We start from the raw sequence: 19838 nt of genomic DNA, 5'->3' as shown, positions 1-19838 counted from the left end.
CTGCGACCCGGAGCCGTCGGCCGCTGTACCGCGATGTGCACCGGGCGCGGACCGTTGGCTACCCTTGCCGCGTGCCGTCGCTCTTTCGCCGCAAGTCCACCGACCTCGTCGACGAGGCCGTCTCCTCGGTGACCCCCGAGGAGACCGCCGAGCGTCCCCGGGGTTACACCCCGGCCAAGGGTCGGGAGACGCCGAAGCGGCCGACCGTCGGCCGCCGCCCGGCTGGCCCCAGCCGCCCCCTCACCAAGGAGGAGGAGCGGGAGCGTCGTCGCCAACTGCGCGCCGAAGCCGCGTCGGATTTTCGCCGTGAGGGCGGACCGCGCGACCGCGGCCCGGAGCGGCTGCTGGCCCGCAACGTGGTCGACTCCCGGCGTACCGTCGGCACCTGGTTCTTCGGCGGCGCGCTGATCGTGCTGATCGGGTCGAACAAGGAAATGCCCGCGCTGGTCCAGTTGATCTCCAACGTGCTCTGGGGTGTGCTGGCCCTCGGTGTGGTCGTCGACTCGGTGCTGATCTGCCGCAAGATCAGCAAGTTGGTCCGGGAGCGCTTCCCGAAGACCGACCAGAAGATGGGCTCGCTCTTCCTCTACGCGGTCATGCGGTCGATCACCTTCCGGCGGATGCGCGCCCCGGCCCCGCAGGTCAAGCTCGGCGACAAGGTCTGACGCCGACTTCCCACCACGCATCGACGACACCGCTGTCCCGGCCCCCCGGCGGCAGCGGTGTCGCCGTAACCGGGCGGGTCGAGGGCAGGCACGTGGTGCGGCATCCGGGCGAGGGCTGTTCGTTGTACCGTACGCAGGGTTCACCCTGCTGAACAGGCTGCCGCTGTTCGCCACCACGAACGCCGAACCGAGGGAGCGGACGCATGCCTCCGGAACCGGCCGCCCCGCTTGCCACCGTCGCCGCCGCCCTGCGCCGGGAACGGGAACGGGTGGGCATCTCGCTTACCGAGCTCGCCCGCCGGGCGGGGGTGGACGAATCCACCCTCTCCCAACTGGAGTCGGGCACCGGCAATCCGAGCGTGGAGACACTCTGGGCGCTCGGCGTGGCGCTCGGCGTACCGTTCAGTCGGCTTGTCGAACCCGTCGACGACGCCATCCGGGTGGTCCGGGCGGGCGACGGGCCCCGGGTCCGCTCCGAGCAGGCCGACTTCGCCGGCACGTTGCTCACCGCCGGGACGGCAGACCTGCGCCGTGACGTCTACCTGATCGAGCTGGAGCCGGGCGCGGTCCGGGCCGCGGACGGGCACACCCCCCACAGCATCGAACACGTGGTGGTCGCCGCCGGCCGGTTACGCGTCGGCCCCGAGACGGCCCCTGTCGAACTCGGACCCGGTGACTACGCGGCGTTTCCCGGCGATGCTCCGCACCGCTACGAGGCGCTCGCTCGCGGCACGTTCGCGGTTCTCATCCTGGAGCATCCCTGACGGCGGCGATCAGCCCGAGCCCAGCGACCGTCGGATGCGGTAGGGTCGGAGACCAGATTCGGTTATAGGGCCAAATGTCCGAAACCATTGGGATAACGTTTGCGCCCGTGGCGGCACCACAGTGGCGGTGAGCGAGCCCACGCCGTTACCCTCCATCCGCAGCCACGGCCTGCCGGCACGGGTGACCTGACCGGCAGGCGAGGCCCCGGCACGACAATTTGCAACGAGGTGACAACGCCGTGAGCGAGCGGACGCGAGCCGGCCACCGGGGTGTGGCAGGCGGCGACCGGACGCCCGGCGATCAGCCGGCGACGGCTGCGGACAGCTCACCTCCGACCGGAGTCGGCCGCGTGGCCGGGTGTGGCGACGGGCGCGGCCGATGAGCGGCCGCTACGCCGACCGGTGGTCAGACCCGAACGAGCCGGCCTGGGTGCTCGAACCGACCACCGAGTGGCACCCCCAGTTCCCCGGCCAGCGCTATCCCGGCGACATCGGCGTGGTCCACCAACCACCACCGCGCGGTCGGGCGACGGTGACCGGCCGGGCCGAGGTGCCACCGCTCGCGCCCACCCGCCCGGACGGCACCTACCTCGGCCGGTCCTGGGCCGACGAACCGCCGGAGGAGTCGGCGGTGCACGGCCGGTCCTGGGCCGACGACGAGCCGGGCGAGGCACCGGGCTACGGCCGCCTTCGCAGTGACGCCCCCACCTACGGCCGGAACGACAGCGCCGACCCCCGCAGCTACGACCATGAGCCGTACCGTCGGCCACTGCCCGAACCGCCCCGCCGCGACGAGCGTCGTTCCCCCGAGTCGGACCGGCGTACCGCCTGGTCCGACCGCCGGCCCGCCGACGAGCGGGGACCGGCGCGGGAGGCCGCCTGGCACCGGGACCAGCCCTCCCCCGAGCGGTACGACGGCCGCCGCCAACGACCGGAGCCCACCGAGCGTGACCGTGGCTACCCCGGCGTGCCACCGGTCTCCCCCGCGCCCCGCTCCGATATCGGTTGGATGCCGGAGCCCGACGACGCGCCCCGTCGACGTGGCACGCACGAGCGACCGGCCGCCGGTTACGACCGCCACCCCGTCGACAGGTACGGCGCACGACCCACCCGGGACCGCGACGGCCGGATCGCCGACGACCGGGCCGACGGAGCCGACAAGTGGGCAGGCGTGGACGGCCGCACGCGATACCGCGCCGACGGTTACCCGGACCGGGCTCCCGACGAGGTACGCCGCCCGGAACGGTCCTACCGCGCGGACGAGAGCGCCGGAGCGGCACCGTCGCCAAACGGTGGACGACGGCACCGGCCCGAGCCGGACGTGCCCGACCGTCCCCGCCGCGACGACGATCGGCGCCGGCCCGACGGCGACCCGCACCGGCCGCAGCCCCGCGAGGCCGCGGCCCGCGCCGAGGCGTACCCGGATCGCCGTCCCCGCGAGGAGGCCCGCCCGGACGCATACCGCGAAGACGGACATCGCGAGCACGCGTACCGCGAGGATCGGCCGCACGACAACGCGTACCGGGAGCCTCGGCCGCAGCCCGGCGCACGGCGGGACGGCACGCTGCCCTGGCCGCCGCCGGGTCCCGTACTCCCGGACCGCACCCGGGAGCCGGGCCACCGCACCGAACCGCACCGCCCCGCGGACCCGCACCGCGGCGTCGAGCCGGGTATCCCGTCGCGGCCGGAGGCCCGGCCCGAGCGACCGACGGTCATCCCGCCCCGCTACGACGAGCGGCCGGTACGTCCGGCGGCCACGGCCCCGTCGACGGGCGGCCGGGCCACGCCGGTCCCCCCGGAGCGAACCGCGCCGCCGTCACCGGTCTCCCCCGCGGCGCCCAACCGCGACCGACCGGTCTCGGCAGCGCCGGTCTCCCCCGCCTCCGACGTGCCCATCTCGGGTCCACCAGCGGCCCGCCTTCGGCTGGAGTACCTGCCCGCGCCGGTGGACCCGCCGACCTCCGACGAGCGGGCGGAGCCGCCACCTGCGCCGGAGCGCCAGACACCTGCCGCCCCGGCGACGGCCGGCGGCGCGCACCCCACCGCACCGCCGCGTTACCCCGGTCCGGACACCACCGCCCAGCCGGTGGACCAGCGGCGCGGCGGCGAGCCCGTCGCAGAGCGCCGCCAGTTCGGCGACCCGTCGGGCAGCACCGCCCCGACCGACCACCGCCCGACGACGCACTTCCCCGACCGGCCGCATCCCACGGACCGGCCGCACTCCATGGAACGGCCGCACTCCATGGAACGACCGCAGACCGCCGACCGACCGCCCTCCACGGACCGATCGCGTCCCACCGACCGGCCGCACACCCCCGAGCGGCCGGCCTCGGGGCAGCGCCCGGACTCGCCGGATCGGCCGTCCCCGACGGCGGACGCCCGCCCGCCGGTCGCGCCACCGCCCACCTGGCAGGTCCCGACCCCGGCGGCGGCCCCGCCCGCCCCGACTCCTGCCGCCCCACAACCCCCGGTGCAGGACGCCGACGCGGTGGCACTCCCGCTCGCCCCCGGCACGCCACGCCGCTACGTACCGCCGCCACCCTCGGAAGAGCCGCTCGCCCCCGTGCGCGACCCGAACGAGGTCGCGGGCACCCGCGGGCCGGACGCGTGGTTCAGCCCCGCTCAGCCCGTCGAGCCGGATCCGGGCGAGCCCACGCCGGACCGACAGTCGCCCGAGTCGGCTGACGATGGGTCAGTCGACGATGAGTCGACGGTGGGCGGGCCTGCCCTGCCCGCGCCGCCGGCACCCGACCTGGCCACGCCACCGACGCCCGACTTGTCCACGCCACCGACACCCGACCTGCCGGCGGCACCGCCCGCGGTGGACCGGGAACTGTCGACACCCACCGACCTCCGTCACGATCCGAGTGGCGAGCAGGGGGGCAGGTCGACACCGGCTCCCGAGCCGGTGTCCGCGCAGCCCGCACGCCCGAACCTCGATGCCTGGGCCGACGACCCGCAGGACGACGCACAACCGGCTGGCCGACCCGCGACGGCCCCCGACGGCCGGCCCGTCTCCGGCGTGCCCGCCACCATGGAGCCGCACCAGCCTGTCGACCTCGTCGGCGAGGTCGACAGGCAGTCGGCCACCGCTCGTCCGGTGGAGGAGACCGAGCCCGTCGGACCCGACGCCACGGACGACGCCGAGCCGTACGCCTGGCAGCCCGACCCGCACACCAACGCGTCGACGGACGGCTCGGGAGCCGACGACTGGTCGGCCGAGGTCGCCCTACCGGCCCCGTCCGCGATGTCTGATGACAACGATTCTCCCGGCGCGGCAGCGCCGGTCTCGGTTGAGCCCACGCCCTCGACCCTGATGCCCATCTCCGCACCCCCGGCGCCCGCGCCGCCGGCCGCCGCCGCGCCGGTGTCCGCACCACCTGTCTCCGCCCCACCGGTGTCCGCACCACCGGTGTCCGCACCACCGGTGTCCGCACCACCCATGCCCGCGTCACCCACGTCCGTGGCACCCGCGTCCGCCTCACCCGTGTCCGCACCACCCGCGTCCGCGACACCGGTATCCGCGCCGCCCGCGTCGGTGCCGCCGCCCATCTCCGCGCCACCCGCGTCGACACAGCCGACCTCCGCACCACCCGCCGCCGCGCCGACACAGCCGACCTCCGCGCCGCCCGTCTCCGCGCCACCCGCATCGACGCCGCCGGCCGACGCCGCACCCGCCGCCGACATTCCCGGCCCCAGGACCGGCTCGCGCGCGCAGGACACGTCTGTCTTCGCACCACCCGAGGACGCTCCGCCGGCGGCGACCCGCCCGTCGCTTGCCGATCCGGGTGACCCGGAGCAGGTTCTCGCGGCGTACCGCTGGCGGTTGGACCCGGTCACCCTGCGCGAGGAACTGACGGAGCCGGACGACCTGCGGGCCATCCGGCGGCGGCTGACCGAGAAGCTGGGCTCGGCGATCGACAACCGCGCGCGGGCCCGACTGCTCAGCCTGCGGGCGGTGGCCTCGCGGATCCTCGGCGACCTGGACGACGCGCTGGCCGATGGTCGGCTCGCCCTCACCTACGCCGAGGCGACCGGCGAGCTGCGCCGAACCTCGTTGGCCCAGGCCCGGCTGGCGCACGTGCTGCGCTGGCGGGGCAACTTCGCCGAGGCCGACCAACTCTTCGCCCAGGCCAACTCGGTCGAGCTACCCGACCGGTTGCGGGCCGCACTGCACGAGCACGCCGGCCGGTCGTGTTACGACCAGGGACGACTCATGGAGGCCTGCCAGCACTTCGAGCAGGCGCTCGACCTGCGCGGTGCCGGCGACGCCGAACTGCTGGACCGGGTCCGGGTGGCCCTCGACGCGGTAGCCGTCCGGGCCACCGCCGACGGCTTCGGGCCGTACCGCAGAGGTCGCGACGAGATCCTCGACCGGGACCGACCCCCGACGCCGGAGCGGGACGGGCCGCTGTGGGGTTACACCGGCCAGGACGGCGACCTGGTCATCCCCGCCCGGTACGCCGAGGCGCAGCCGTTCCACGACGGGCTGGCCTGGGTTCGTCGGCCGGACACCGACCGGTGGTCGTTGATCAACCTGCTCGGTACGACGGTGATCCCGCCGTCCTACCAGACGGCGCTGCCGTTCAGCGACGGCCTGGCCTGGGTGGTCGGCGAGGGCGGTTGGACGGCCATCGACGCGACCGGCGCGGTGCAGGTCCCGCCGAACTTCGCCGAGGTACGCCAGTTCCGCCGCGGCGTGGCGGCGGTTCGGCGCGAGGGGTGGGGGGCGGTCGACCGAACCGGCCGGATCGTCGTACCCACCCGGTACCACGGGTTCGTCACCGAGTTGGCCGACGGGCAGCAGGTCGACGGGTTCACCGACGAAGGGCTCGCCGTGGTCGACGTGGCCGGGCGACGCGGGGTGGTGGACCGCACCGGTGCGGTGCTGGTCCCGCCGACCCACCCGATGCTCGTCATCCACCCGGTGGCGTTCCTGGTCGGCAGCGGTGGACGCTGGGGTGCACTGGACCGGCGTGGCGCGCCACTCATCGACCCGGTGCACCGCGATCGTGACGAGGTGTTGGCGGAGATCGATCGGCTGCTCACCGACGCCAACCCGGTGCTCTGAGCCGCCGTTCGACGCTGGTGATCCACCAGGGCTAGGGTCGAGACATGGAATTTCGACACCTGGGCCGTTCCGGCCTGCTGGTCAGTGAAATCTCGTACGGCAACTGGATCACCCACGGTTCACAGGTCGAGGAGGACGCGGCGTTCGCCTGCGTCCGGGCCGCCCTCGACGCGGGGATCACCACCTTCGACACCGCCGACGTGTACGCCGGCACCCGGGCCGAGGACGTGCTCGGTCGGGCGTTGCAGAACGAGCGGCGCGAGGGCCTGGAGATCTTCACGAAGGTCTACTGGCCGACCGGGCCGGGCCGCAACGACCGGGGCCTGTCCCGCAAGCACATCATGGAGTCGATCAACGGCTCGCTGCGCCGCCTGCGCACCGACTACGTGGACCTCTACCAGGCCCACCGGTACGACAGCAGCACCCCGCTGGAAGAGACGATGGAGGCGTTCGCCGACGTCGTGCACTCCGGCAAGGCGCACTACATCGGTGTCTCCGAGTGGACCGCCGAGCAGCTGCGCGCCGCCCACCCGCTGGCCCGCGAGCTGCACATCCCGCTGGTGTCCAACCAGCCGCAGTATTCGATGCTCTGGCGGGTCATCGAGGCTGAGGTCGTGCCGGCCAGCGAGGAGCTGGGCATCGGGCAGATCGTCTGGTCGCCGATGGCGCAGGGCGTGCTCTCCGGCAAGTACCTGCCGGGGCAGCCGCCGCCGGCCGGTTCCCGGGCCACCGACGAGAAGTCGGGCGCGAACTTCATCTCCCGGTTCATGAACGACGACGTGCTCACCCGGGTCCAGCAGCTCAAGCCCCTCGCGGAGCAGGCCGGGCTCAGCATGGCCCAGCTCGCCGTGGCGTGGGTCCTGCAGAACCCGAACGTCTCGTCGGCGATCATCGGCGCGTCCCGCCCCGAGCAGGTGCACGACAACGTCAAGGCGGCCGGGGTCAAGCTCGACGCCGGGCTGCTCAAGGCGATCGACGAGATCGTCGAGCCGGTCACCGAACGGGACCCGGCGAAGACCGAGTCCCCCGCCCAGCGTCCCTGACGTCACAGCGGCCCGACCGGCGCGCAATGGTTCGCGCCGGCCGGGCCGGGCCGGGTCAGCCGGTGACTCGGCCCGGTCAGCGCACCCGACGCCCGGTCAGCCCTGCCAGAACCGGATCAGCTGGAGGCCTGCGGCGTACAGCCGGGACGGCAGGCCCAGGGCATCACCGATCGAGAAGACCGCGTCGAAGAACCAGCCACCGATGCGCGGGTTCCACAGCAGCGCGAAGAGCAGCAGGAACCCGTACGGGGCGAACAGGTCGTACATCTTGCGCCACTGCGGGTTGAGCCACGGCTGGATCATGTTGCCGCCGTCCAGGCCCGGCACCGGCAGCAGGTTGAGCACGCTCGCGGTGAGTTGCAGGAAGGCGAGCAGGGCCACGCCGGCCCAGAACTCCACAGGGCCGCCGACCGACTCGATGCCGATCCGCAGCACCGCCACCAACACCAGCACGAACACCACGTTGGTCGCCGGGCCGGCGAGACTGACCAGGGTGTGCCGCAGTCGACCCGGGATGGCGTGCCGGTCCACCCAGACCGCGCCGCCGGGCAGACCGATGCCGCCGAGCAGCACCACCACCACGGGCAGCACTATCGACAGCAGCGGGTGGGTGTACTTCAACGGGTTGAGTGTCAGGTAGCCCCGGTGGGCGATGTCCCGGTCACCGGCGCGGTAGGCCACCACCGCGTGGGCGTACTCGTGCAGGCACAGCGAGACCAGCCAGCCGGACACCACGAACAGGAACACGTTGAACCGGGAGTTGCCGTACCCGTTCCAGGCCAGCACCCCGCTGACCGCGAAGAGGGCGACCAGGCCGAGGAAGACCGGGCTGGGCCGGAACGCCGCCCTGGGCACGCCGAGGACCAGCCCGTCGGCTCCCGGCCGGTCGTAGGCCATCACTCGGCCGTGGGCAGCAGGCTCATCCGGTACTCCACCCGGTCGTCCTCGACGAGCGCGACCGAGGTGACGCCGGACGCCGCGAGCTCCCGCCAGGTCTGACCGATCCAGGATTCGGCGTCGGCCTGGCTGCTGAACGACTCTGCCGGTCCCTCGACCGTCTGGCCGTCCGTGCCCTCGTACCGCCAGCTCCACGCCATGCCGCGTCTCCCCTCGCCGCTGATGTCCCGGTGGGACGAACCCCCGCCAGCGTAGTCGGCCCGGCGGGCAACGGCCGCTCGCTCACCCCCGGCGGCCCCAGGGGTGGATCAATCCGCCCGGCGTTGGCCGGCACGGTGGCTCGGTGCTGACCCGGGGCGTGCTGCTCGGCGACCGGTACCGGCGAGCACCGGGCCGGCAGGCGCCGCGACGGCGGGCGGCCTTAAGGTACGGGCATGTCCGTAGACGGGTGGAACACGGTCCTGGTGCTCGGCGGTATCCGGTCCGGCAAGTCCGAGTTCGCCGAGTCCCTGGTCACCGACGCGCCGGTGGTCCGTTACCTCGCCACCGCGCCCGAGGGCGACCCGGAGGACACCGAGTGGGCGACCCGGCTGGCGGCGCACCGCGCCCGGCGGCCGGGCAGTTGGACCACCGAGGAGACCACCGAGGATCCGCGCCGGCTGGCCGACGTGCTCGCGTCCGCCGAGCCCAACGAGACACTGCTCGTCGACGACCTGGGCGGCTGGGTGACCGTGCTGCTCGACCCGGAGCACCAGCCCGCCGACGACGTGGCGACCATCGCCGAGCTGGCCGAGGCGATCCGCACCTGCCCGGCCCGGGTGGTGCTGGTGAGCCCCGAGGTGGGGCTGTCGTTGGTGCCGACCACCCCGCTGGGTCGGGCGTTCACCGACGCGTTGGGCGCCGCCAACCGGGCGGTCGCCGACGCCTGCGACACTGTGGTGCTCGTGGTCGCCGGCCAGCCGGTCTGGCTGAAGCCGGCCGCCGGCGTGACCGCCCCGGTCAGCGCGGCCGAGCCCGCGGCCCCGGCCAGCGGGACCGCCCAGGTGGTGGCCGCGAAGCTGGCCGACACCGAGCCCACCCCCGAGGTGCAGCTGCCCGAGGTGCTCACCCACACCCCGCCGGTGGTGCCGCACCAGGAGGCCGGCAACCCGTGGGCGGCCCCGACCATGGCGCTGCCGATGGTGGCCACCGGGCTGGTCATCCAGCCGGGCATGGAGCTGCCGATGCCCGACGAGTACGCGGGCCCGCAGGCGGTGGACCGCCTGGCCACGCTCGACGTACCGGGCGCCGGGTTGGGCGTGCTGGACCGGGTGGTCGGTTTCGCCGCCGCCACCCAGGGCACCGCCACCCCGCAGGCCTGGGGGTCGGTGCGGGTGTTGCTGCTGCACGGCGACCACGCCGGTGGGGCGTCGGCCGGCACCGTCGCCGGTGAGTCGGCGCGCCGGGCCGCGCAGGCCCGCGCCGGCCGGGGCGCGTTGGCGCGACTCGCCGCCGAGAGCGGGGCCAGCCTGCAGGTGGTGGACACCCCAACCGCCGCGCCGATGGAGGACCAACCGGCGCTCTCGCTCGACCAGGTGGAGTCCGCGCTGCGCTACGGCTGGCGGCTCGCCGAGCAGGCCGCCGACGCCGGCGTACAACTGCTGGTGCTGGGGGCGTGCGGTGCCGGCACCGAGGCGGCGGCCGCCGCGGTGCTGGCGGCGACCGCGGGCGCGGAGCCACCCGCCGTGCTGGGCCGGGTCATCACCGACTCCGGCGAGATCGACGACGCGGCGTGGATGATCCGCTGCGCGGCGGTGCGCGACGCGCTGCACCGCACCCGCCGCTCGTCGCGCGGCGCCAAGGACATCCTGGCCGAGCTGGGCGGCGGTGACGTGGCGGTGGCCAGCGGCGTGCTGCTCGGCGCCACCGCGCGCCGGGTGCCGGTGCTGCTCGACGGGCCGGTCGGGCTGGCCGCCGGCATGGTCAGCCGCGATCTGGCCGGGCAGGCCCGGCACTGGTGCCTGCTCGCCGACCACGGCGGGCACCCGGCGGTGCGGCTCGCCGCCGACGTGCTCGGCCTCACGCCGCTGCTCGACCTGCGGATGGATCTCGGCGAGGGCGCGAACGCGCTTGTCGCACTCCCGCTGCTGCGCTCGGTGCTCGCCCTGGCCGCCGCACTGCCGGTCCACCCGTCGCTCGGCGGCGACGAGGACCCGAGCACGGCCGCCGACGAGTCGGCCGACCTTGACACGACTCTCGACGAGTCCGACTTCGCCGAGCCGGAGCCGGCCGGTCCGGGCCCGGCCAGCACCGGGGCGGACGAGCAGCCGGCGTCGGGTTGGCGTGCCGGCTGAGTCGCGGTTCCTGGCCGGAGCCCGGCTGGCGGTCACCACGTTCAGCACGCTGCCGGTGCGGGCCGGGCGGATCGATCGTTCCGTCGCCGGCACCGCGATGGCACTCGCGCCGGCGGTCGGCGCGCTGCTCGGCGTCCTGCTGGCCGGGGTGCTGCTGCTGACCGGCGCGTTCGCTCCCCCGCTGGTGGCCGCCGGTGTGACGGTCGGCGTGGCCGCCCTGCTCACCCGCGGGCTGCACCTGGACGGGCTGGCCGACACCGTGGACGCGCTCGGCTCGTACCGGCGGGGGGCGGCCGCACTGGAGATCATGAAGAAGCCGGACGTCGGCCCGTTCGGGGTGGTCGCCCTGGTCGTCGTCCTGCTGGTGCAGGCGGCGGTGCTTGCCGACCTGGTGGGGCGGTCCGGGCCGGCCGCTCTCGCGGCGGTGGTCGCGGCGACCGCCGCCGGGAGGTTCGGCGTCACGCTCGCCTGCCGCCGGGCAGTGCCGGCGGCTCGACCGGACGGGCTCGGCGCGCTGGTGGCGGGGACGGTCGGCCCGGTGGCCCTGGCCGTCGGCGCGGTCGCCGTCGTGCTGCTGGCGGTGCCCGCGGTGCCGGGCCGCCCGTGGCAGGGGCCGCTGGCCGTCGCCGCCGCGCTCGCCGTCGCGCTCAGGCTGCTCACCCACGTGGTACGCCGGCTCGGCGGGATCACCGGCGACGTGCTCGGCGCGACCGTCGAGGTGGTCACCACGCTTGTCTACCTGGGTCTGGTGCTGTCCGCCTGAACCGGGCCGGACGGGCCGGGTAGCGTTCGGCTCGACAGCACCGGCACGGCCACCGGGGGAACCCACATGCTCATCACGGACGACTTCCTGCCCGTACCGGTGCCGGAGTCGCTAAGCGCGACCTACCTGGTGCCCATGGCCGGGCTGCCGAAGGTCAGCGCGAAGACCGCGGTGGCGGCGCTGAGCGGCCGGCTGGCCGAGCCGGTGCACGGGCTGGCCCGGCAGATGCTGGACAGCCCGCTGATGAGCGTCGACACCCGACCGATCGCCGATTTCCCCGCGCTGCCGCCGGATCTGCTCAGCGCGTTCGGCGCCACCGAGGAGCAGCTGGCCCGGCTGGCCGCGGCGACCCATCTGGTGGTCGTGCAGGCCGAGTACCGGCCCGGTTGGCCGCCCGCGCACGAGTGGGCGGCCCGCGCGGTCGCGGCGGCCGTGGCGGAGTCCGTCGACGGCGACGTGGTGGACGTCTTCGGTCTGCAGTTCCTCGACCCGGCGACCGCGCTGCGCTCGCTCCCCGACGAGCAGGGCCGTATCCGACTTGTCGACTGGGTGCTGGTGCCGTATTCGTCAGACACCGAAGGGCTGTGGTTCACCACCAAGGGGCTGCGCCGCTTCGGGCTGCTCGAGTTGCAGACCCAGGGGGTGCCCGACCACCTCACCCGCGCCTGGGGTGCGGTGATGACCGGGGCGGCCCGTCGGTTGCTGCGGGACTGGACCGACGGGCTCACCGGCGAGGAGGTGCCGGCGTTCGTGCAGCTGCCGGTGCTGGCCACTGTCACCGGGCACGACATCGCTGTGGCGTACGGCAATCCGGAGCAGCACGGCGCGACGGCCCCGGTGCTGCTGCGGCTGGAACTGGACCCGGCGACCGACCCGGAGGCCGACTCGTTCCTGAGCCTGCGCCCGCCGGCCGGGCACCCGGGGCCGGACGGGCGCTACTTCGCCGCCGCCTGCGCCACCCTGTTCTCCGGGATCCAGCCGGACGTGCGCTACGCCCGTTCGGGTGACGCGATGAGCCATGCGGTGGCCACCGCACGGGCGGCGCTGGGCGACGCGCGAGCCCGGTTCGTGGCCGGTGAGTTGCCCAGCGAGGCGCAGTTGGTGGTCAAGTACGGCCTGCCCGGCGACGACGGCCCGGAGTATGTCTGGGCGGGCGTGACCTCGTGGGAGACCCCGGAGCGGATCGTCGGCGTGAGCGCCAGCGACGCCAACACCGACCAGAGCGTCCGCATCGGCGCCCCGGTGGTCGTCGAGACGTCCGACGTTGTCGACTGGGCCGTCCTGGACGGGACAGGCGTCATCGAAGGCGGCTGGACCCAAGCAGTCCTGGACTCCGGCGAACCCCCCACCCCAACCCCCTAACCCACCCCACCCCCTCTCCCACCCCGCCCCCTCTCCCGTTGATCATGAAGTCATTGCCAGGACACGCCGATGGCGGTGGCAATAACTTCATGATCAACCGGGGAGGGCGGGGCCGGGGTGGGGCGGGGCCGGGGGTGGGGGTGGGGTGGGGTGGGGTTAGCGGACGCTGGGGGTTACGAAGGGGGGTTTGGTCAGGGTCAGGGGGGCGCGGCGGCCGCGGATGTCGATCTCGACCTGGTCGCCGTCGGACAGGTTGGCGTCGGTGTCCAGCAGGGCCAGTGCGATGCCCTGCTTGCGGGTGGGCGAGAAGGTGCCGCTGGTTACGGTGCCGACCTGGGTGTCGCCCACGTGCAGGGTCATCCCGGGGCGCGGGATGGCCCGGTCGACGGCGACCAGGCCGCGGAGCGTACGCCGGGGACCGGTGGCCTTCTCGGCGAGCAGCGCGGCGCGGCCCCAGAAGGCCGGCTTGTCCCAGCCGACGGCCCAGCCCGAGCGGGCCTGCACCGGGGTGATGTCCACCGAGAGGTCCTGCCCGTGCAGCGGGTACCCCATCTCGGTGCGCAGCGTGTCCCGGGCGGCCAGCCCGCAGGCCCGCAGCTCGAACGCCTCCCCCGCGGCGAACAGCGCGTCCCAGACGGTCACCGCGTCCTCCGCAGCGACCACCAGCTCGTAGCCCAGCTCGCCCGTGTAGCCGGTGCGGCAGACGGTGAGCTCCACCCCGGCCAGCCGCGCCGCGGAGAAGCTCATGTAGTCGTGCTCGGTGGGCAGGTCGAGGGCGGCCAGCAGCTCGGCCGAGCGAGGGCCCTGTACGGCCAGCACGGCGTACCCCTGGTGCTCGTCGGTGACGCTCACCTGGGCGGGCGCGGCGGCGCGCAACCGGCGCACCACCTCGGCGGTGTTCGCCGCGTTCGGGATGAGGAACACGTGGTCCTCGGCGTACAGGTAGGCGATGATGTCGTCCACCACGCCACCGGTGGCGTCGTCGCAGCAGAGCGTGTACTGCGCCCGGCCGGGACCGATCCGGCCCAGGTCGTTGCTGAGGCAGGAGTTGACGAAGTCGGCAGCGCCGGGGCCACTCACCCGGGCCTTGCCGAGGTGCGACACGTCGAAGACCCCGACCGCGGTACGCACCGCGGTGTGCTCCTTGAGCACTCCGCCGCCGGCGTACTCAAGCGGCATCTCCCAGCCCCCGAAGGGGGCGAACTTGGCGCCGGCGGCGAGGTGTCGCTCGTGCAGCGGGGAACGGCGCAGCCGGGTCGCGGCGGCGTCGAAGGTCACGTCGGTCATGGGTGGCAACTTACCGGGGGCGAGCTCGCTGGTTAGCATCGGCGGGAGCCCGCTGGCACTGTCGGCGGGACAGCCATGACGTTCGGCGGGTACGTTCCGCCGGAGACCTTCACCGCTGGTACGCGACGCCGCGACCGGCCCGGCCCGCCCGGAGTAGCTTCAGTGACATCACCCCGCACCACCAACCTGAGCCTGGTCGACACCGACCCGGCCGAGCTCGCCGTCGACGCGATCGTGATCGGCGTGCACAGCCAGACCGGAGAGCAGGGCGCCACCAGCGGCCTCGCCGGCAACCTGCTGCTCGCCAGCGGCGCGGAGAGCATCGCCGCCGCGTTCGACGGAAAGCTGACCGAGACGCTGGCGCTGCTCGGCGCGACCGGTGGGCCGGGTGAGGTCATCAAGCTGGCCACGCTGGGCACCGTGACCGCCCCGCTGGTCGCCGCGGTGGGGCTCGGCCCGGAGCCGTCGGGTGCCGCCCCGGCTCCGGAGACGCTGCGTCGGGCCGCCGGTGCGGCGATCCGGGCGCTGGCGGGAGCGCCCCGGGTGGCGCTGGCCATGCCGCTGCCGGACGACACGGACGCCTCGGCCGAGCTGCGCGCGGTCGCCGAGGGCGCGTTGCTCGGTGGGTACCGGTTCGCCGGTTACCAGACCCGCCCGCAGCCGACCCGGCGGGAGCCGGTGACCGAGGTGCTGATCGCGGTGCCGGACGCGGGCGACGCGGGCGCGCAGGCGGAGGTCACCCGGGCGCAGGTGGTGGCGGGTGCGGTCCGGCTCACCCGGGACTGGGTGAACACCGCGCCGAACAAGCTGCGTCCGCCGTCGTTCGCCGACGCGGTCGCCGCTGCCGCCCGGGACGCGGGCCTCGGCGTCGAGGTGCTGGACGAGGCGGAGCTGGCCGCCGGCGGTTACGGGGGCATCGTCGCTGTCGGTCAGGGCTCGGAGGCTCCGCCCCGGCTGGTGAAGCTCACCTACACGCCGTCGGACGGCGGTAACGGCAAGCGGGTCGCGCTTGTCGGTAAGGGGATCACCTTCGACACCGGCGGTATCTCGATCAAGCCGGCGCAGGGCATGTGGGAGATGAAGTCCGACATGGGCGGCGCGGCCGCGGTGGGCGCGGCAATGCTCGCGATCGCCGCGCTGAAGCCGGCGGTGGCGGTCAGCGCCTACCTGCCGATGGCGGAGAACATGCCCTCGGGCACCAGTTACCGGCCGGGTGACGTGATCACCATGTACAACGGCAAGCGGGTCGAGGTGCTCAACACCGATGCCGAGGGCCGGATGATCCTGGGCGACGCCATGGCCCGCGCCTGCGCGGACGGCACCGACTACCTGTTCGAGACCTCCACCCTGACCGGCGGCCAGGTGGTCGCGCTGGGTAAGCGGGTGGCGGGCGTGATGGGCACTCCGGAGCTGTGCCAGCGGGTCCAGGTGGCCGGCGACGCGGTCGGCGAGCCGGCCTGGCCGATGCCGCTGCCCGAGGACGTGCGCAAGGGCATGGAGTCCGACGTGGCGGACATCTCGCAGGTGAACGCCGGGATGGACCGGGCCGGTCACATGTTGCAGGGCGGAGTTTTCCTGCGCGAGTTCGTGACCGACGACGTGGCCTGGGCGCACATCGACATCGCCGGGCCGAGCTACCACTCGGGTGAGCCGACCGGCTACTGGACCAAGGGCGGCACCGGTGTCCCGGTCCGCACGCTCGTGCAGCTCGTCGAGGATGTCGCGAGCAACGGCTGAGAGACACGGAAGGGCCCCTTGTCAACGCTGCGTCGACAAGGGGCCCTTCGCTACATCTGCTCGGGGCGGCGTTTACGCCGCTCGTTGAAGTCGCGCATGCGCTGCGGGTAGCCCATCAGGCGGACGTCGTACACCGGGATGCCCATCCGGTACGCGAAGCGCCGCGCGCCGTCCGGGCCGTCGATGCGGCGTCGGGTCCACTCGCCGTCGTCGGCGATCAGGATGACGGTGGTCTCCGTCACCGTCGTCCGGGGTTCGATGAACGCCTCCACGCCGCGCCGGCTCCGGATGAAATTCTCCAGATGGTCCAGGTCGCCACGATCGGCGGCACGGTCACGGCTCGGCACAGCCGTCTGTCTACGGCGCCGGAACAACCCCACCGGTTCTCTCCCCCAACGGTGCGTCATCGACAACGGTGCCAAGGGTACGTGTCGATGACGTGTCGTTGGGCACCTCAGTACGCACCCTGTGCCCGGTGGTGACAAGATGACCGAGGTGGGGTGTGTCCGTGTTACCACCCCGTGACCCCCGATGCAGCGACGCGACCTGGGAGTTGGACGTGAGCGAGCCGAACGAAGCGACCTTCGACATTGTCATCCTCGGAGCTGGCAGCGGCGGTTACGCGGCGGCGCTGCGCGCCGCTCAACTGGACCTGAAGGTCGCGCTGATCGAGAAGGGCAAGCTCGGCGGGACCTGCCTGCACAACGGCTGCATCCCGACCAAGGCGCTGCTGCACGCCGCCGAGATCGCCGACCAGACCCGCGAGTCGGAGCAGTTCGGCGTGAAGACCGAGCTGCTCGGCATCGACATGGCCGGGGTCAACTCGTACAAGGACGGTGTGATCGCCCGCCTGTACAAGGGCCTGCAGGGCATGTTGAGGACCAACAAGGCGATCACCATCGTCGAGGGCAACGGCAAGCTCGTCGGCAAGAACGTGGTCGAGGTGGACGGCAAGCGCTACACCGGCCGCAATCTGATTCTGGCCTCCGGGTCGTACGCGAAGAGCCTGCCCGGCCTGGATGTCGACGGTGAGCGGATCATCACGAGCGACCACGCGCTGACCATGGACCGGATCCCGTCGTCGGTGATCGTCCTGGGTGGCGGCGTGATCGGCGTCGAGTTCGCAAGCGTGTGGAAGTCCTTCGGCGTGGACGTGACGATCGTCGAGGCGCTGCCCCGGCTGGTCGCCGCCGAGGACGAGGAGTCGTCGAAGGCGCTGGAGCGGGCGTTCCGCAAGCGGAAGATCAACTTCAAGGTCGGCAAGCCGTTCGAGAAGGTCGAGAAGACCGAGAGCGGCGTCAAGCTGACGATCCAGGGCGGCGAGACCGTGGAGGCCGAGCTGCTGCTGGTCGCCGTCGGTCGCGGCCCGAACACCGCAAACCTCGGGTACGAGGAGCAGGGCGTCAAGATGGACCGCGGCTACGTGCTGACCGACGAGCGGCTGCGCACGAGCGTGCCGAACGTCTACGCGGTCGGCGACATCGTGCCCGGCCTCCAGCTCGCCCACCGGGGCTTCCAGCAGGGCATCTTCGTGGCCGAGGAGATCGCCGGGCAGAACCCGGCCGTGATCGACGAGGTCGGCATCCCGCGGGTCACCTACTGCGACCCGGAGCTGGCGTCGGTGGGTCTGACCGAGGCGAAGGCCAAGGAGCAGTACGGCGCCGACAAGGTCAAGGCGTACAACTACCCGCTCGGCGGCAACGGCAAGAGCCAGATCCTCAAGACCACCGGCTTCGTGAAGCTGGTCCGGGTCGAGGACGGCCCCGTCGTCGGCGTGCACATGGTCGGCGCCCGGGTGGGTGAGCTGATCGGTGAGGCGCAGCTCATCTACAACTGGGAGGCCTACCCGGCCGAGGTCGCCCAGCTCGTGCACGCCCACCCGACCCAGAACGAGGCCCTGGGCGAGGCGCACCTGGCCCTCGCCGGCAAGCCGCTGCACGCACACGCCTGACCATCCAACCGCGGCGTCCGGCGACGGGCGAAGATCCCACCAGGGGAATGAAGGAGTCTCAGAAAATGCCGGTATCGGTCACCATGCCCCGGCTCGGCGAGAGCGTCACCGAGGGCACCGTCACGCGCTGGCTCAAGCAGGAGGGCGACACTGTCGAGGTCGACGAGCCCCTGCTCGAGGTCTCGACCGACAAGGTCGACACCGAGATCCCGTCGCCCGCGGCGGGCGTGCTGAGCCGGATCGTGGTCGGCGAGGACGAGACCGCCGAGGTCGGCAGCGAGCTCGCCGTCATCGCCGGTGAGGGCGAGTCGACGGGTGGCGGCGAGGCCGCTCCGCAGGAGCAGGCCCCGGCCGAGGCGGTCGAGCCGGCCGCCGAGCCGACCGCCGCCGCCGAGGGCACCGCCGACCAGGTGGCGCAGGACGACGTGGCCGAGGACGCGCCGGCCCCGTCGGCGAGCGGTTCGGGCGAGGGCACCGCGGTCAAGATGCCGGCCCTGGGTGAGAGCGTCACCGAGGGTACTGTCACCCGCTGGCTCAAGCAGGTCGGCGAGACCATCGAGGTCGACGAGCCGCTGTTGGAGGTCTCCACCGACAAGGTGGACACCGAGATCCCGTCGCCGGTCGCCGGCACGGTCCTGGAGATCAAGGTCGCCGAGGACGAGACCGCAGCGGTCGGCGCCGACCTGGCGATCATCGGCGTCGCCGGCGGGGCCCCCGCACAGGCCAAGCCGGAGCCGAAGCCCGAGCCGAAGGCGGAGACCAAGCCCGAGCCGAAGGCGGAGACCAAGCCCGAGCCGAAGGTCGAGGAGCCGACGCCGGGCATGTCGTACAACGAGCCGGCCGCGGAGACCGAGAGTTCGGCGCAGCCGGCGAAGACCGAGCAGGCCGCCCAGCCGGCCGCGCCGACCTCGACGCCGCCGCGTCCGTCCGCCCCGGCGCAGGGTGGTGGCGAGGAGGCCGCCGGATACGTCACCCCGCTGGTACGCAAGCTGGCCGGTGAGCACGGCGTCGACCTGGCCACGCTCAACGGCACCGGCGTGGGTGGCCGGATCCGCAAGCAGGACGTCCTCGACGCGGCCGAGAAGGCGAAGGCCGCCAAGGCCGCTCCCGCCGCCGCGCAGCCGACCGCCGCGCCGTCGGCGGCCCCGGCCACGCCGGCCGCGAAGCCGCAGCCGAGCAGCAAGCGGGGCACCACCGAGAAGCTGCCGCGCATCCGGGCGACGATCGCCAAGCGGATGCAGCAGTCGCTGCAGGAGACGGCCCAGCTCACCACAGTGGTCGAGGTGGACGTCACCCGGGTCGCCAAGCTGCGGACGCGGGCGAAGGAGTCGTTCCAGGCCAAGCACGGCGTGAAGCTGTCCTTCCTGCCGTTCTTCGCGCTCGCCGCCGTCGAGGCGCTCCAGACGTACCCGATCATCCAGGCCAGCATGGACCTGGCGGGCGGCACGATCACCTACCCGGCGGCCGAGCACCTGGGCATCGCCGTGGACACCGAGCGCGGGTTGCTCGTGCCGGTCATCCACAACGCCGGTGAGCTGAACATGGGCGGCATCGCCAAGCGGATCGCCGACCTGGCCGAGCGCACCCGGGCCAACAAGATCACCCCGGATGAGATGGCCGGGGCGACCTTCACGCTCACCAACACGGGCAGCCGGGGCGCGCTCTTCGACACCCCGATCGTGCCGTCGCCGCAGTCGGCGATGCTCGGCACGGGTGCCGTGGTCAAGCGTCCGGTCGTGGTCAACGACCCGGAGCTGGGCGAGGTCGTCGCCATCCGGTCGATGGTCTACCTGGCCATGTCCTACGACCACCGGCTGATCGACGGCGCCGACGCGGCCCGCTTCCTGACCGCGGTCAAGGAGCGGCTGGAGGCCGGCAACTTCGAGTCGGAGCTGGGTCTGTCCTGATCCACCGCAACAACCGATGGGGCACCCCGGTCGTCGACCGGGGTGCCCCGTCGTCTGT

General features: G+C 73.5%; 14 protein-coding genes. 10 read left to right on the top strand and 4 right to left on the bottom strand.

Features of this window, described 5'->3' with window-relative positions:
* Positions 1 to 71 precede the first annotated feature (71 nt).
* The 4 genes from AB0B86_RS17950 (at position 72) to AB0B86_RS17935 (ending at position 7543) form a co-directional block, all read left to right on the top strand.
* Positions 72 to 665, top strand: coding sequence for a DUF3043 domain-containing protein (locus AB0B86_RS17950; RefSeq protein WP_357410924.1), 594 nt, complete (start codon positions 72 to 74; stop codon positions 663 to 665).
* Positions 666 to 868: 203 nt separating this feature from the next.
* On the top strand, positions 869 to 1429 hold the full coding sequence (locus AB0B86_RS17945; RefSeq protein WP_357410926.1) for an XRE family transcriptional regulator: 561 nt from the start codon (positions 869 to 871) through the stop codon (positions 1427 to 1429).
* 379 nt (positions 1430 to 1808) lie between these two features.
* Positions 1809 to 6500: a WG repeat-containing protein gene (locus AB0B86_RS17940; protein ID WP_357418676.1), complete on the top strand. Its 4692-nt coding sequence runs from the start codon at positions 1809 to 1811 to the stop codon at positions 6498 to 6500.
* A 44-nt stretch (positions 6501 to 6544) separates the two neighbouring features.
* Positions 6545 to 7543 (top strand): aldo/keto reductase family protein, encoded by a 999-nt coding sequence (locus AB0B86_RS17935; protein WP_357410931.1) that lies wholly within the window; start codon positions 6545 to 6547, stop codon positions 7541 to 7543.
* Between the two features lie 96 nt (positions 7544 to 7639).
* Here AB0B86_RS17935 and AB0B86_RS17930 read toward each other — a convergent pair whose 3' ends face one another.
* Positions 7640 to 8440 (bottom strand): site-2 protease family protein, encoded by an 801-nt coding sequence (locus AB0B86_RS17930; RefSeq protein ID WP_357418674.1) that lies wholly within the window; start codon positions 8438 to 8440, stop codon positions 7640 to 7642.
* Positions 8440 to 8640 carry a hypothetical protein gene (locus tag AB0B86_RS17925; protein WP_196918986.1) on the bottom strand — a complete coding sequence of 67 codons (201 nt, stop codon included), beginning with the start codon at positions 8638 to 8640 and terminating at the stop codon, positions 8440 to 8442. The genes AB0B86_RS17930 and AB0B86_RS17925 overlap by 1 nt, the downstream gene beginning before the upstream one ends.
* A 234-nt stretch (positions 8641 to 8874) precedes the next feature.
* Between AB0B86_RS17925 and AB0B86_RS17920 the strand changes: the two genes are divergently transcribed.
* From AB0B86_RS17920 to AB0B86_RS17910, 3 genes are all read left to right on the top strand, one after another.
* The gene (locus tag AB0B86_RS17920; protein WP_357410934.1) at positions 8875 to 10773 is read left to right on the top strand and encodes a bifunctional adenosylcobinamide kinase/adenosylcobinamide-phosphate guanylyltransferase; all 1899 of its coding nucleotides are present in this window, start codon (positions 8875 to 8877) and stop codon (positions 10771 to 10773) included.
* Positions 10763 to 11536, top strand: coding sequence for an adenosylcobinamide-GDP ribazoletransferase (locus AB0B86_RS17915; protein WP_357410936.1), 774 nt, complete (start codon positions 10763 to 10765; stop codon positions 11534 to 11536). The genes AB0B86_RS17920 and AB0B86_RS17915 overlap by 11 nt, the downstream gene beginning before the upstream one ends.
* A 66-nt stretch (positions 11537 to 11602) precedes the next feature.
* Entirely contained in the window at positions 11603 to 12898 is a 1296-nt protein-coding gene (locus tag AB0B86_RS17910) for a DUF2314 domain-containing protein (RefSeq protein ID WP_357410939.1), read from the top strand.
* Between the two features lie 156 nt (positions 12899 to 13054).
* Here the strand turns inward: AB0B86_RS17910 and gcvT are convergent, their stop codons facing one another.
* Positions 13055 to 14185, bottom strand: a complete 1131-nt coding sequence (gcvT, locus tag AB0B86_RS17905) for a glycine cleavage system aminomethyltransferase GcvT (protein ID WP_357418671.1) — start codon at positions 14183 to 14185, stop codon at positions 13055 to 13057.
* A 162-nt stretch (positions 14186 to 14347) separates the two neighbouring features.
* On the opposite strand from gcvT, the gene AB0B86_RS17900 reads away from it, so the two are divergent.
* On the top strand, positions 14348 to 15922 hold the full coding sequence (locus AB0B86_RS17900) for a leucyl aminopeptidase (protein ID WP_357418669.1): 1575 nt from the start codon (positions 14348 to 14350) through the stop codon (positions 15920 to 15922).
* A 50-nt stretch (positions 15923 to 15972) separates the two neighbouring features.
* Here the strand turns inward: AB0B86_RS17900 and AB0B86_RS17895 are convergent, their stop codons facing one another.
* Positions 15973 to 16302, bottom strand: a complete 330-nt coding sequence (locus AB0B86_RS17895) for a hypothetical protein (RefSeq protein WP_357410946.1) — start codon at positions 16300 to 16302, stop codon at positions 15973 to 15975.
* 179 nt (positions 16303 to 16481) lie between these two features.
* Between AB0B86_RS17895 and lpdA the strand changes: the two genes are divergently transcribed.
* Together lpdA and sucB are read left to right on the top strand one after the other, a co-directional pair.
* Positions 16482 to 17873: a dihydrolipoyl dehydrogenase gene (gene lpdA, locus AB0B86_RS17890; RefSeq protein ID WP_357410948.1), complete on the top strand. Its 1392-nt coding sequence runs from the start codon at positions 16482 to 16484 to the stop codon at positions 17871 to 17873.
* 65 nt (positions 17874 to 17938) lie between these two features.
* On the top strand, positions 17939 to 19780 hold the full coding sequence (sucB, locus tag AB0B86_RS17885; RefSeq protein ID WP_357410950.1) for a 2-oxoglutarate dehydrogenase, E2 component, dihydrolipoamide succinyltransferase: 1842 nt from the start codon (positions 17939 to 17941) through the stop codon (positions 19778 to 19780).
* The last annotated feature ends 58 nt before the right edge of the window (positions 19781 to 19838 follow it).

It is taken from the genome of Micromonospora sp. NPDC049047, from assembly GCF_040649135.1.
Taxonomy (GTDB): Bacteria; Actinomycetota; Actinomycetes; order Mycobacteriales; family Micromonosporaceae; genus Micromonospora.
This window is presented reverse-complemented; position numbering and strand designations above follow the sequence as displayed.

Coding starts and splice junctions, on each gene's coding strand:
- AB0B86_RS17940 (WP_357418676.1), top strand. CDS start 1,809: ATGAGCGGCCGCTACGCCGACCGGTGGTCAGACCCGAACGAGCCGGCC.
- AB0B86_RS17935 (WP_357410931.1), top strand. CDS start 6,545: ATGGAATTTCGACACCTGGGCCGTTCCGGCCTGCTGGTCAGTGAAATC.
- AB0B86_RS17920 (WP_357410934.1), top strand. CDS start 8,875: ATGTCCGTAGACGGGTGGAACACGGTCCTGGTGCTCGGCGGTATCCGG.
- AB0B86_RS17910 (WP_357410939.1), top strand. CDS start 11,603: ATGCTCATCACGGACGACTTCCTGCCCGTACCGGTGCCGGAGTCGCTA.
- sucB (WP_357410950.1), top strand. CDS start 17,939: ATGCCGGTATCGGTCACCATGCCCCGGCTCGGCGAGAGCGTCACCGAG.
- AB0B86_RS17945 (WP_357410926.1), top strand. CDS start 869: ATGCCTCCGGAACCGGCCGCCCCGCTTGCCACCGTCGCCGCCGCCCTG.
- gcvT (WP_357418671.1), bottom strand. CDS start 14,185: ATGACCGACGTGACCTTCGACGCCGCCGCGACCCGGCTGCGCCGTTCC.
- AB0B86_RS17930 (WP_357418674.1), bottom strand. CDS start 8,440: ATGGCCTACGACCGGCCGGGAGCCGACGGGCTGGTCCTCGGCGTGCCC.
- AB0B86_RS17925 (WP_196918986.1), bottom strand. CDS start 8,640: ATGGCGTGGAGCTGGCGGTACGAGGGCACGGACGGCCAGACGGTCGAG.